Annotated in this window: 13 protein-coding genes; all 13 read right to left on the minus strand. The window is 50.2% G+C overall.

Translation table 11 applies throughout. The annotated features are described in order from the left end of the window. Window positions 1–13: 13 nt before the first annotated feature. Entirely contained in the window at window positions 14–481 is a 468-nt protein-coding gene (locus tag JL719_RS13745) for a YfiR family protein (RefSeq protein ID WP_165385965.1), read from the minus strand. A gap of 135 nt (window positions 482–616) precedes the next feature. Then, window positions 617–2,602: a TOL_0244 family TonB-dependent receptor gene (locus tag JL719_RS13750; protein ID WP_033159322.1), complete on the minus strand. Its 1,986-nt coding sequence runs from the start codon at window positions 2,600–2,602 to the stop codon at window positions 617–619. A gap of 388 nt (window positions 2,603–2,990) precedes the next feature. Beyond that, a complete protein-coding gene (locus tag JL719_RS13755) occupies window positions 2,991–4,058 on the minus strand; it encodes an SPM autocatalytic domain-containing protein (RefSeq protein ID WP_033159365.1) in 1,068 nt (355 codons plus the stop codon). Between the two features lie 56 nt (window positions 4,059–4,114). Beyond that, window positions 4,115–6,913 (minus strand): class I adenylate cyclase, encoded by a 2,799-nt coding sequence (locus tag JL719_RS13760; protein WP_033159323.1) that lies wholly within the window; start codon window positions 6,911–6,913, stop codon window positions 4,115–4,117. A gap of 42 nt (window positions 6,914–6,955) precedes the next feature. Then, window positions 6,956–7,555 (minus strand): histidine phosphatase family protein, encoded by a 600-nt coding sequence (locus JL719_RS13765; protein WP_033159324.1) that lies wholly within the window; start codon window positions 7,553–7,555, stop codon window positions 6,956–6,958. Between the two features lie 10 nt (window positions 7,556–7,565). Beyond that, the gene (locus tag JL719_RS13770) at window positions 7,566–8,312 is read right to left on the minus strand and encodes a phosphate/phosphite/phosphonate ABC transporter substrate-binding protein (protein ID WP_033159325.1); all 747 of its coding nucleotides are present in this window, start codon (window positions 8,310–8,312) and stop codon (window positions 7,566–7,568) included. A 12-nt stretch (window positions 8,313–8,324) separates the two neighbouring features. Then, window positions 8,325–8,801 carry a PAS domain-containing protein gene (locus JL719_RS13775; RefSeq protein ID WP_033159326.1) on the minus strand — a complete coding sequence of 159 codons (477 nt, stop codon included), beginning with the start codon at window positions 8,799–8,801 and terminating at the stop codon, window positions 8,325–8,327. Window positions 8,802–8,828: 27 nt separating this feature from the next. Further along, window positions 8,829–9,191: a roadblock/LC7 domain-containing protein gene (locus tag JL719_RS13780; RefSeq protein ID WP_020481940.1), complete on the minus strand. Its 363-nt coding sequence runs from the start codon at window positions 9,189–9,191 to the stop codon at window positions 8,829–8,831. Window positions 9,192–9,232: 41 nt separating this feature from the next. Continuing rightward, complete coding sequence (locus tag JL719_RS13785; protein ID WP_033159327.1) at window positions 9,233–9,889, minus strand: hypothetical protein; 657 nt, start codon at window positions 9,887–9,889, stop codon at window positions 9,233–9,235. Window positions 9,890–9,894: 5 nt separating this feature from the next. Further along, on the minus strand, window positions 9,895–10,431 hold the full coding sequence (locus JL719_RS13790; RefSeq protein WP_033159328.1) for a GTP-binding protein: 537 nt from the start codon (window positions 10,429–10,431) through the stop codon (window positions 9,895–9,897). Window positions 10,432–10,450: 19 nt separating this feature from the next. Next, the gene (locus JL719_RS13795; RefSeq protein ID WP_033159329.1) at window positions 10,451–11,680 is read right to left on the minus strand and encodes a hypothetical protein; all 1,230 of its coding nucleotides are present in this window, start codon (window positions 11,678–11,680) and stop codon (window positions 10,451–10,453) included. Then, on the minus strand, window positions 11,677–12,378 hold the full coding sequence (locus JL719_RS13800) for a type IV pilus assembly protein FimV (RefSeq protein WP_033159330.1): 702 nt from the start codon (window positions 12,376–12,378) through the stop codon (window positions 11,677–11,679). The genes JL719_RS13795 and JL719_RS13800 overlap by 4 nt, the downstream gene beginning before the upstream one ends. A 60-nt stretch (window positions 12,379–12,438) precedes the next feature. After that, the gene (gene argH, locus JL719_RS13805; protein ID WP_033159331.1) at window positions 12,439–13,830 is read right to left on the minus strand and encodes an argininosuccinate lyase; all 1,392 of its coding nucleotides are present in this window, start codon (window positions 13,828–13,830) and stop codon (window positions 12,439–12,441) included. Between the last annotated feature and the right edge of the window lie 7 nt (window positions 13,831–13,837).

Below are 13,837 nucleotides of genomic sequence, written 5' to 3' on the forward strand. Positions count from 1 at the left end.
GCGATTATCTCTCCTAATTATCGCCGACAATTTTCGCTAAGCGCAGAAGGCTGGAACTAATCGTTAGCCCCGAGCTTTTGACCGTGGCAAGATTGATATGTAACTGTATTTTTCCGTCGGTATTCACCATAGCCACCATGCCCCCCGATTCGATAAAATTGGCTTCTTCACCTATCGTCAACACCGGAAACTGCCTGGTATCTAAAAAAACTTGCGACAAAACACTATTGGATAATTCGCTTAAAAACAGAATATGACATTGATTTAAATTGCGTAACTTATCCGAATTAATTATTTTAATCACTCTATCTCCAACTGCTTTACCGCTAATTGAATCAAAAGATTGCAGTAATGCATTGTCTCCTACCAAACAAACCTGCAGGTTATTTCCGGAATTGGCAAACGCCTGCTCCGGCCATTGCGTAAAACGGGCAAAATTAAGCGTCAATGCGGCCAACACCGTATATTGCTCAAGCGCCAACGGCGCCGCGCAAGACGCGCTTGAACTAAATAACATTAATGCCAACAGATAAATTTTTATTGCGTTTTGCATATCCGTCGCAACAATAATCCAACTAAATAGAAAAAATGCAAAACAGTCTACCTGCCAGCGGCATCAGAAATTCCAACTGATTTTGCCGTACATACCCCTATCAATAAATGTTGGCAGTACCAGGTTTTCCTGTTGATATTCCAAGTGGCTATTAGTTAATAAGTTTTGGCCTACCAATGATATTTCCAGATCAGGTTCGGGGCGCCAGGCCAAGCGCGCGTCCATCGTCACATAATCGGGTATGTAACTGTTGCCGGAAGCTGTTGCTGCGGCATTGTTGCCGACGTAGCGAAACCAAACATCAAAGTCCAAATCCGGCCGTATATTCACCGCACTGCGTAAATTCATGCGCTGCTGCGGACTAATGCCCACCACCGCCATTGCGGTTTGCGGCACTTCGGTTTTAAGGAGGCTGTAATTGGCGTCCCACCGCCACCAGTCCAGCATTTGCCAGACAGTCGAGACTTCGACACCATAGGTCTTGGCTTTTAAATTATTACTAAAGGGTAAAGGCTGGACCAACACACCGCGAATAGGATCGAAATAAACGGCGCCTTGGGAAGCGTCGCGCATGTGCGCGTAATCGTTATAAAACGCCGTCACATCCACCGATACGGATTTGATCATGGTGGTGCGGTAACCCACTTCGTAAGCAATCACATCTTCGCTGCGCAAGCTTGTGTTACCCTCCAGCGCCAGTTCCACCGGTATAAAAAATGGCGATGACGGCGGCACAACCGCTGTCGTCAAGCGCATATTGGCTTCGCCGCGCGAGGGCGTGCGCACTGCTCTGGATACCCCGGCCCAAAGCCGATGATTCAGCGCCGGCGCCCACATTAATCGGGCGGTGGGCTGGCCTTCAAAGCCGGTGAAATCGTTATGTTCAAATTTGTTGCCCAAGGTCAACCACAGCGTTTGGTCTATCAATTCCATTTCATCCTGGACGAATGCGCTGAATAACTGATTTTTCCGGTGGGCAGGAGACATGCTGAATATAGTGCTACTTTCAAGGCGATCCGAGGTTAGTTGGTAACCCAGCCCCCAAATCAATTCATGGCTATCAAACAAGCCGAAGCGATGCTGAAAATCCAAGTCAAATGTATCCCGCCCTTCAGACATCCATTCCTCATTGCGCCGATAATAGTCGTAAAACAACTGTAGGGACATGTCGGACTGGGTGGAAAACGTGTGCTGCCAGCGACCCATGATATTGCCGCCGTAAGCTTCGGCTTTATCACGGAAAGTTGTACTGTAGGGCGCTAAAATACTGGGCTTAGACAACACTTGATTGAGATGACTGTGATAAAGATCGCCCTGAAATTTAAGTTCGTCTGCTGACGACAACTGAGAATCTATGCGAAACCCGCCCTGTACTTTGTCCCAATCGTCGCCGGCGCCATGGCCTTGGGCATTGGTATTTTGATCGCGTTTGAACCCCTTGGCATAAACCCGGCCCGTCGTATCCTCGCCCAACTTGCCGCCGTAGCGAAATGCGCCAAACCCCTGTTCCTCAGTACCGCCGCCTGCAGCCACCAGACCGCCCTGCGTTTTCGAGCTGTGTTTGGTGATGATGTTGATTACACCGTTTACCGCGTTAGCGCCCCACAGCGTCGCGCCAGGGCCTCTAATCACCTCAATCCGCTCGACATCCTCCATCATCACATCCTGGTTTTCCCAGTAGGTACCGGAAAACATGCGGCTATAAGTATTGCGACCATCGATCAATACCAGTAACTTGTTGGAGAAACGCGCATTAAAGCCCCGGGAACTGACCGCCCACTTGTTCGAATCGATACGCGCCACGTCAAGGCCTGGGGCCATGCGCAGTGCCTCGGGAATACTGGTCGCGCCCGTTCGTTTGATGTCATCGTTGGTAATGACAAATATCGCGGCCGCGGAATCGTTTAGTGCTTGGGCTTTTTTGGACACTGAAGTCACTTCAACATTCAGCAAGTCTTCCACATTCAGCTCAAGTGCGTCTTGAGATGCAGCCTGCAAGACGCCGGCGTGACCAGTTAATACAAAAAATCCGACAATATAATTTTTCATAGGGTCTTATGAGCAGTGCTTTGGGTCGTTCAATCTTTATTAATCAGCAATCCCGGATACCTGGATTGCGACTCCGGCATGCGGTTTGACTATCAACCGGCCTTCATATCGACAGCGAGGGACATTCCCACAGCTTGGGGGCCTTATAGGCCGCGAAGGGAATCAATCCAGATTCGCAGGAACAGCAATAATTGAGGATCGGGCTAACCATAAAGCATGGCGTGTCATGATCGTTTCGATATTGTTTTGCAATGTGGGCAAGTCTAGCTCAATTATCGAATTCAGACAGATGATGGGGCAGGCATGAGAGGCTTCTGTCTCCATGTTCGGCCAAGCCGGAAAAAAATGCCCCGACTCGGTCGCAGGAAAATCATGGGAAATCTTTGTTTCAAACCAGGAAATTAAGCTGCTGCACGCTGCCGGCTTGGCCTTGTTCGGTTAAATAGATACCGCTACTGGCAATTTCACCCAACGCTTGATTGGCGGTGTCTTTTAGTTGAAACGGCGTCGTCAAGTGACCTAAGTAAATCGCCCCGACATTTTTATCACCCAGCGCCAATAATTGCTGCGACCCGTCATCATGCCGCTGCCAGATTCGCAGTTGTTTATAAACGGCATCGCCGGAGTCGATAAACTGATTGTTATCGTCGTCATAAGCCGCTAAGTCTGCAAAGCCGTTGCCGCTGCGCGGACCGAACAATTCCGAACCGTCGTTGATCAGGCCATCGTGGTTTTTGTCCAATGCCAGCAGACCGCTGCCGGCTTTCAAACCGGCTATTTGATCCAAACGACCATCGGCATCGATATCGAATTGAAATCGGCTGCCGCTTAACTCTGCGGCATTGCCGTCGAAATTGATAACCAAAGGATCGGTTTTCACCGCGTCGCCGGCGCGGATACTGAGATTGGATTCGGTATAAAAGCTGCGGCTCATCGACAAGGACACTGAAAAACTCAGCGTTTGCCCATCCCGGGTAGTGATACTGCCTTCGGCGCTGAAATTAGTCGTTTCGCTTTCGAAATAAGACTCGGATTTTTCGTAGACCAGTCCATACCCTTCGCGCTCGGGGACGGATGTTGCCGGTGCTTGCTGCGGGGCCTGAATGGTCACAGAGTCGGCTTGCCCCTTGAGATCATCCGGAGCGAATAATTCAAAGTCGCGGCCGGTAATCTCCTTGACCATGCGTCTGATGATTTGCAACAGCAGATTATCTTTGGAACTGAGCGCCCTATCGGTATCCAGGGTTTGCGCAGCAGTTGCCGAAGTTTGCGCCGACCGGCTGAGATCAAGGGAATCTTGAATGACTTTGCGCGCGGTTTCGGGGCGAGTCTTTCGCGCTGTATTAGGGGTATCTTCCGGCTTATCGATCCAGACCCGCAGCGATTCGTTGCGTTTGCTGATCTGTTGCGCTTGATGCTGACTTTGCAGGTGGACGGCGGAATTCTGGATAATCATGGCAACCCCCATAGCTCGATTGATTTGAGCTGAATATCGGCTGCGACCCTGAAATATTAAATATTTAGTTTGTCTTCTATTTTTTGCTTGTAGTTTAGGAAATGGGCGGCTTGTAACTGCTCGTTTCGGTCTGTTCCCAACAGACGACAAGGTACATCTATTTCGGTGATGTGAAACGGATAGTCGTCGCGGTTTTTCCGATAGCCCAGTATGTGGGCGCGAATCGGTTTGAAGCTATCGGCGTTGGCGACAGAAAACTTTTGTTGGTTACAGTAAATCGCAATTGCACCGTCCTCATCGGTCGCTATCCGCACTCTCAGATCCATCACACTGGCGCCGAGTTTGACCGGCACGGCCTGGCAAGATAGCACTCCGGCTGAATTGCGCTGGATTTCGTAAAATTTGACACTCAAACCATCCGGCAATTGCGCGCGCGCCAGCAAGGTGTCTAAAAACACAGAATAGTGCGTGATGACGTGCTCAGGATTGGCATTGCTATGCTGATGGACAAACAGCGCGCCTTTTTCGTCAAGCACGTAAACACCCACGTGTTTGCTGGTTGCATGATAAAAAACCTGAATCACATCAGCCAAATTCTGCGTATATAAAGACGGAATATAGGTTTGATCCAGTACGTAGGCATCAAAAAATACTGCGGAAAATTGCGGATTAGGCTTGGCTAATTCATGCAGCAGTTGATTTTGCGTGTCCAGCCGGTAATAGCCGAGGCTGCCGTTTCTGAGTTGGAACAAGCCATAACCGGTCTCGGCAGCCACGATATAGCGCTGCAAGCCGTCCCGAGCGGATGCAAAAAATTTTAGCAAATTGCCGAACAAAGATTCGATGCGCAAGAGGATGCTTTTGCCGCGTACCGGGTTGTAACATAGCGCTTGGAGTTTATCGGCAGACAAGGGCGCGGCGCTGTTGTTAAACACGTCAACGAGGCAGTTAAATACTCCCTCTATGCCTATATAGCGCTGCAAGCTGGCCTCCCCCCAACTGGATACCGACAAGCGCTGAATGCTCTGGATGAAACACTGACGGCTATCACCGTAACTTAACGGGTCTGAGCGTTCGCTCATCACCAACTGTTGATTGTTCGCGTCAATCGCCAAACTTTCGCCGAGGTTTATCAGTAACAAGGACGACGAGACGCGATTCGGCTCGCCGTAAACCTCCAGATCGTTCTCCCTGCCCGGCAAATAGCGGCTTAGAAACGCATTCAACTCATTAAACAGTTGATATAAATCATTATTGGCAATTTTAAGATTGGGAGTCACCAGTTGCAGATTGAGCGACTTTTTGTACAAGCCGTTTACCACGGCCCAGCATAAAACTTCGAGCAAGCTCTCGCCGGATTTAATCGCGCTTTCCAGAGAGGCTTTCTGTGACGCCGCCCGGTCATCGTATAAACACCAGCGAGGCGGAGCGTCGTCAGTCAGGACTTCCACAGCTATCAGCAAATCGGGTTTGGCGTGGACCGTGGTTCTGGTGGTGAGCACTTCAATTTTATCGGGACGTAAATCCAGGGTGGCCCGCAATTTCCGGCCGATCAATTTCAAGTCTCTGTTTTCCCGCTGCGCCTGATCCAATGGCAAACCGGAAAACTTTAAAATCATCCGCAGACATTGTTGCAATTGATCGCGAATCACCACGTGCTCGACACTGGCTTTCTTAATGTCCCAAAATTTTTGGCTGGCTAAATTGTCCAGCAAATCCTCCGGCCATTCCCATTGATCTGCCACACTATGCAGATAATCTTCACGCTGCAAGCGCACTCTATTCTCCGTGAGATTATCGGACGCGGCCATGATCTTCATGTAAAAACATTCCCGAATCAGATTCAAGCGGCGTTTGGACTGAGCCTGGCGCAGATAGGCATCCACTTTACGGTACATCAGCAGGTAAGGATCCAGGCTTTCGACACTGAAATCGCCTTGATACACCGCCTGCTTCAATGACAGACACAGCCACTGCGGTTCGGGAAATTCGCTGGCATAACTTTCCATCAGCAGCAGCTTCAACAAGGACTTATGCGGGGATGTCAAAGACTTGTAGATATGCCAAAGCGTCGCACTGACGAATTCCGCCATCGGCATATCTTCTAGGCCGCCGAAATCGACGACGTCGGTTTCGGAGATAAACCGGTTTTCCAGCAAATGCGCGACATATTGCTTATAGTATTTTTCCTGTTGCGGCGGCACCAACCACCAGACCGGTATCCGCCCGGCGATGTAAATCGAGGTGCGGTAAAACTCTTCCAATAACAGATAATGTTGGGTTTCGCCGCTACTCTCTTTAGAGATCGGCGTATTTTCGCCGCGCAAAAACTGCGCCGCATCAACCAGAAAAAAATGCGTCTCAATTTTTAAGGTCGCCGCCCATTTTTCCACTTCCTGGGCTTTTTGCCGCAATTCGTTTAATTCATCCGGCGCCAAAGTGGATGAATGGCAAAGCCAAATATCAATATCGCTGTTTTTCGAAAACGCCATACTCCCGACGCTACCCATCAAAAAAATCGCCTGGATAGGATAGTGTCTTAAGGCCTTGCGCTTGTAGACAAAGCCTTTGGAAAACTGCTTGGCAACATCTATAGTCTGCTTGTTGGGCGTGTAATCGGGAATACCCGCCGGGCCTTCCAGCGACACGAAACCGGGCAACAAGGGATGATTTTGATGAAACAGTAACGGCAACAGCTTTAAGAAATCCTGTTGGCGCGGCTGCAAAAAACTTTGTACATGTTGCAAACGCAACTGATTGAAGTGCTTGAATCGTTGGGCAACTGCATATAGATCTTTTTTGCTGATCTCTTCGCCCGGCGCGCCTAAATGGATGGGTAGGAATCGATTGATCAAAACGGCCGCGCCTAAATCAAGTGTAAGGCCAGTATAGAAGAATCAAACCGGCTTGTGAAAATTAAGCTGGACGAAGCGCCCGTTACCGTCATCAAAACAGGTAAAACGGGTTAAACAGGCGTGCGGCAAATCGATATGAAAACTTTGGGTAACCGGCAGCTTGAAGGCTTCTGCGAATATTGCTCTGATCACACCGGCATGGGTTACTACCAGCACGCGGCGTCCGGCCTGCTCAGCCAATAAACTTTCCCAGCCCTTCCTGACGCGGGCGGCGAATGCTTGGTAGCTTTCCGCGTTCGGCGGGGTGAAATGGACGGGGTCTTTATAAAATGCCGCCAGTGAGTCGGGCCAGCGACTGGAAATTTGCTCGGCGGTTTGGCCTTCCCAAGCGCCGAAATCAATTTCACCCCATGCCGGTTCAATCACCAAATCCTGTTGCTGTTGTTCGCACCAGGCCGCGGCAAAGGAACGGCAACGGCGTAGCGGCGAACTGATCACCACATCCCACTGCCCTGCCCCGCATTGGCCATACATCTGCCGCCAACCGCGTTCAGTCAGCGGATCGTCGGTGATTCCGCGATAATACGAACCGCCACGGGCTTCGCCGTGTCGCAGAAAATCGATTACGGTCGACTGATGCATCGCGATGGAATCAAGTGTTCAAGGTATCCATCAAATCGATCATGAACTCCATTTCCTCGTCTTCGATCCGTTGCCATGCCCTAAAGCCCAGGGCATTCAACACCCCACCGCCTTTTTCATCCTTATCCATCTCCAGTAATATTTTTTGAATGTCGGCGCGGCGATTCTGTAATCTCGGCCCTATCATCAAAGAATGGTAGATGACGCTTATTTGGCTACGCACCAAGATCCGCAGCTGTTTTTTAATCACACCGGACAGGTTGTCATAGGCCTCCGCCAGAATGATGCCGACATCCGCTTCGCCTTTCAGCAGGTGTTTGGCCACCAAAACATGATTGTCCGATAACAACGGGACGATATTCCCGGCGTGCAAATCCGCGGGCTCCAACATAATCATGCCCATCAGGCGCACATCCGGATCGTCGGTGAAAGCCACCCGAGTATTCGGTTGTAAGTCGGCCACATCGTTGATATTACTGTCGGCGTTAACGGCAATGATCGCTTCGTCGGATTCGCCCTGGGCGCGTACCAGCGGCAAAAAACCTTTTTCTCGGACCAGCATGGCGGCGTCGAAGGGGTTGGCGTAAATCAAATCGATCTTATCGGCTGCGATGGCCTGATGCAGGTCTTGATAGTGATTGTACATTTCCAAATGGATGGCCTCGGCGCTCTGCTTTTGCAACCAAGTGTTGAATATATACCAACCCGACAGGTGGTCTGGGGCAAAATCCGGGCTGACTGTAAACATGTAAGACATGATGCTCCCCAATTAACTAAGTGTCGGATACAGTGCGATGCATTCATCGACTTTACTGCGCGAGGGTTTGCGGCGCACCGAGGTATAGCCAACCACCTTACCGCCGCGCACATTCGGAATGACCGTGGCTTTTACCCAGTAATAACCGCCGTCCTTACGCAAGTTTTTCACGAAGCCTTGCCATTTTTCACCGCGTTGCACCGTATCCCATAAGTCTTTAAACGCAGCGGACGGCATGTCCGGGTGCCTGAGAATACAATGCGGCGCGCCGATTAACTCCGCTTCGGTATAGCCCGACATTTCCACAAATGCGCGATTGACGTGGCTGATAATGCCATCCGGCGTCGTGGTGGAAACAATCAATTTGCCGTCGGGATACGGCGTTTCAAGCTCGGTGTACAGCACTTTTCTGGATTTGCCGTCGCAATAGGTAAGCGTTGCTTCCTGGTACTCGCCAATGATGTCTTCGGGCTTCATATCAACGATCATGATTTACTCCGGGTTGCCGGTTAGGGTTTACAGCATTTCGGAAATACTCTCTGCCGCACGCTTCACATCAAGAAAGATGAGTCCGAGCTTGGCGTTGGGTTTGGCGAGTACGGTAAGCACGGCTTCATTACCGGCATAGGTCATTAGCACATAGCCCCTGGCACCTTTGATCAACACCTGTTCCAAATTGCCGCGATTTAATTCTTGGGCCGTTCTATCGCCCAAAGACAACATGGCTGCACTCATAGCGCCTACCCGATCCTCGTCCATACCGGCTGGCAACACCGACGCCATCATCAGACCGTCGGTGGAAATCACACCGGAGGCTTCTATATCCGCCGAAGTACCGTTCAGCTCGGTTAAAACTGACGTCAGCATGTCTGCTTTCATAATCTAATTCCTCTTAACTAATGAGTGATGTGGCGATGCGTTTAATTGGCAGCATCAGCGGCTTTGGTTAAATAACGGGTGATTAAAGCCCAGGCCAGGGTTACAAACTCCGCCTGGTTAAAATGCGGTACGCCGGTGATCGCCAAGACGAATCGGTGTTTACCGACGAACATCGGCCAAAAGCCGATTTGACTGTTACCGAAAGGATCTACTATGGCCCAGGCGTGACTGGATATGCCCATATTGTTTATCAGTAATCCGGAACGGCGTTTATGCACGGTCGCCAGTTCCGCGCTAAGTGCGGACAGTTCTTCGGCTACTTCATGCGGAAAGCCGCTGCAAGCCAGGTAAAAGCCTTGGTCGTCTGCCAATAGCACTTTGCCGCTCTCGGAAATCTTTCCCAACAAATCAGGCAAAATCTCCTCTAGCGCTGAGTGTGGCGCCTGCAAAGGTGTATCCACGCCTTGCACCCAGCCCAGTTTTTGGCAATACAACAGCAACTGCAAGGCCTTGTCCTCGTCATCGATTTCCATCAATGTTTGCAACTGCGCGATAGTCAGTGCCGGAGTCTGTTCCTGTTGCAGCAAGCGGATTAAAAACCGCCGGGGTTTATCGTTTTCGGGTGACGAGACAGCGTAGTAAGCACCAGCGGGAGTAGGATAGAGATACAGCCCGTTAATCAGATCAAATCTTTCCATGGTGATTACCCCGCCAAACCAGGATCCAGGGAATATAAAAGAGCTTGTACCAACAAAGAGACATCATTCTTTTCCCGTGCATCCACCGAAAAAACCGGCGGTTTCAAGCCAAAGCCTTGCAGTTGCGCATGGTAGTCTTCTATTGAGGGTGTGCTACTTAAATCCATTTGCGTCACCCCAATCGCTACGCTGGTGTCGTTGATAAACTTACCGAACGCATCCAGAAAAAAACGCATATCCTGAAAAGGGTCTGCGCGGGTGTTGTCTAGCAATAAAATTAAGCCGATGCCGCCGTTGGTCAAAATATCCCACATAAAATCAAACCGTTCCTGCCCGGGAGTACCGTACAAGTGAATTTTTTCGCCGCCCGCCAAATTCATGACACCGTAGTCCATCGCCACCGTAGTGGATGCTTTACGATTTTTTGTCATATCACTGGCAGCCGCATCAGTTTTTATCGGAGGCACATCGCTAATAGCGTTGATTGCAGTCGTTTTGCCGGCGCCTACCGGGCCCGTGAAAATAATTTTGTATTGACTCATCGAGATTCCTTATCGTTTGCTAAGCGCCGCGCAATTTATTGAGAATTTTGCTTAATAAACCCTCATTTTTGGGCTTCTTGGTGGGTTCTACGGCAATCACCGCATCGGCTTGACGTTCGCTTTGTTTCAATATGCCTATCGTCTGGCAGGCACTAATAAACACAAACACATACTGCGGTTTGACATGTAACAGACCAGCAACTTCCAATGGCGTTCTCGGTGCCTGAACCAACAATGCGGCAATGCGCAAAGCATCGGGCGTGATGACCAGTCGGGTAAAATTCGGCCATCTTTCTAAGTAGACCGGCCCTTGAATATCCAGACCTATCGGGAAGCGTCCTTTGGATGTCCAGATTGCCAATTTCCAGACAAAAGCCCCCATATCTTGAAACTTATCTTCGGCGCGCTGAATGGCGGTTGTGGAATCGACTGCCGTCAAAATCATTTTGCCGACGGAGCCTTTACCCAATGGCATCCCGGCAAATGCGCGGGTTTGTTTATCGTCGGCATCGATCCAGACTTCCTGGCTTTCCGGAAAAATCGTCAAAGGTTTCCAAATCGAACAAAGTTGCAAAACACGCGACTGTAAATTGGCCGTTTTATATGCCGACATCACGTAGCCCAAAAAATACTGGCGCGGATCGTAACAGGCTGTTAACAGCTGCACCTCGTCGTCAAAATCGATGTCGCTTAGTGTCCCTAAAAACGCTGTGAAGCCGCCTTCGTTCAACTGCATCGCAGAATGATGTTTGCTGGCCTTGTGGTGCTCAGCGGCATCACCCGTTTTTGGCGCCTTAGCCTTATTGACATAGACATCCATAGCCATTTTTTTCGGCTTGTCGTCCTTGGGCGGGGACGGCATATCAGCTGTCTTTGCAGGTGCTTGCGCAATCTTCGTACGTCCGGCAGCGGCTTTGCGAGCCTCGGCAACCGCCTTAATCTTGTCCAGCACCGCCATTATTTGCTGGACATTCACCGGCTTTTTGATGAAGTAAGTATTATCCAGCTGTAGGTTTTGTAATGACAATAAAATGATCGGTCTGCCCGGCGCGGCGGCTTTTCTGGCATCCAGAATATCCCGGGCTTTGGGGTGATCCGCGTCGATCATATCAATACTGGCTTCGGCATCCTCGACCACGACGGCAGCCCCCCGACAAGGCCCCTTCAGATACATTTCCATGGTTTTATAAGTGCGGGTATCCATGCCGTGCAGAGCGATTCGAAATGGCGTTTTGTTCGACTTGCTCATGATGCCTGTCCTTCAAAATAATGTGCCAATTCCAGCCATTCACCCTCCAGCACCACGCCGGAGTCGCTAAATCGCTGCCGATTGAGCTGAAAGCGCTCCCGGTTTTTTGTAGACTTATACAGCTCTAACAAAGCCAGTTGCAAATCCTGACGATCATGTTGCAGGTTGATACCCGTTTCCAGCACATCCATGGCCTGTTCGAGCTGACTGTATTCGATAAAGTCGTTGGCTAAGGCCAAATAATCGTGTTGCGCTTCGGTTTGCCGTCTGGACCTGACCAGTTCGCGGCTAGCCAACAGACCTTTACTGAACAAAGAATATCGATTAGCTGGCGGCGTTTGCCCGTCAGTTTTAAGCAAATCCTGACATTGCTGGACAAGCAGCCGCGACTGGCTAGCTTGTATCATACGGCGACTGATCGCAGTTCCCTTCCCATCCAGAATAATCATTAAATCCAACAAGGCCGCGTAGAGTTGCTCGGACAGGCGCTGGTCGTAACAAAAATAAATTCGGCGTAGATGCGCCAGCAGATCTTTCGGGTTTCTACTAATTTTAAAAACTAATGCGGTCAATGCGTAATCAGCATCGGCGCTGGGGCAGCTAAACAAACTAAGCTCCCGGTCGCGCCAAAAATCGGTTTCTTGCGGGATTGCATCCAGCGATGGTCCAGCAAGCAGTCGGGAAAAATATTGGGGCATGCCACCCTCCAAATCAAACGATGCTCGAAGGGTAGCAGTTAAAAAGCCAATTTCCAGGATTTAGTGGGGTATTTGTTGTCTTGCTTCACATATTGCCTGACGAACGGCAACTGGTGCCGTGCCGCCGATATGATTGCGGGCAGCTACCGACCCTTCCAATTTTAGAATATCGAAAACATCCGCCGTAATGGTGCCGGAAAAGCCCTGCAACTCTGAGAGAGTTAGTTCCGATAGATCCCGCTCTGTTTGCAGTCCTAAGCGCACAGCTTGACCCACGACTTCGTGGGCATCGCGAAAAGGCATACCTTTGCGAACCAAATAATCAGCCAAGTCGGTAGCCGTCGCGAATCCTCTTTTTGCGGCGTTGTACATGTTTTCGCGTTTGGCTTGAATGCGCGGCATCATGTCGGCAAAGGCTCGCAGACAGTTGATTAAGGTGTCGGCGGTATCGAACAAGGGCTCTTTGTCTTCCTGATTATCTTTGTTATAAGCCAAGGGCTGGCTTTTCATCAGCATCAACAAGGACACCAAGTGTCCCGTAACCCGGCCGGATTTGCCGCGCACCAGTTCCGGTACGTCGGGATTTTTCTTTTGCGGCATGATTGATGAGCCGGTGCAAAATGCATCCGGAATATCGATAAAATTGAATTGCGCACTGGTCCACAACACCAGTTCTTCCGAGAACCTGGACAAATGCATCATGATTAAACTAGCGGCCGCGGCAAACTCAATCGCAAAATCGCGATCACTGACCGAATCCAAAGAGTTATTCGACGGCCGGGAAAATCCCAACAATTCGGCGGTCATGAAGCGATCAATGGGATAGCTGGTGCCAGCCAATGCTGCGGCACCCAAGGGCATCACATTCAGGCGTTTACAGCAATCTTGCAGACGTTCTTTATCACGGCACAGCATTTCGAACCACGCCATTAAATGATGGCCGAATGTCACGGGTTGCGCGACTTGCAAATGGGTAAAACCCGGCATGATGGTATCGGCCTCGCGTTCCGCGACCTCCAATAAAGCGATTTGCAGGCGTTGCAACTGCGTCAATATGGTCTCGATTTCGCTACGTAAATATAGTCTTATATCGGTTGCTACCTGGTCATTACGCGAACGGCCGGTATGCAGTTTTTTGCCGGCAATCCCGATCAAATCGGTCAAGCGCGCTTCGATGTTCATATGCACATCTTCCTGCTTGATTGACCAGACGAACTCACCGCGTTCGATCTCACCGCCGATTTGCATCAATCCGCTGCGAATGTCGGCGAGCTCCTGCTCAGTCAGAATACCTATTTTGCACAGCATGGCCGCGTGCGCCAGCGAGCCTTGAATATCTTGCCGGGCCATGCGCCGGTCAAAATTGACTGAAGCGGTAAATTCTTCGACAAACGCATCGGTGGCTTCGGCAAAACGAGCGCTGGAAAGTTTTTCGGTGTTAACGGTGGTCATAAGCAAT

This window comes from Methylomonas sp. LW13, from assembly GCF_016865255.1.
GTDB lineage: Bacteria > Pseudomonadota > Gammaproteobacteria > Methylococcales > Methylomonadaceae > Methylomonas.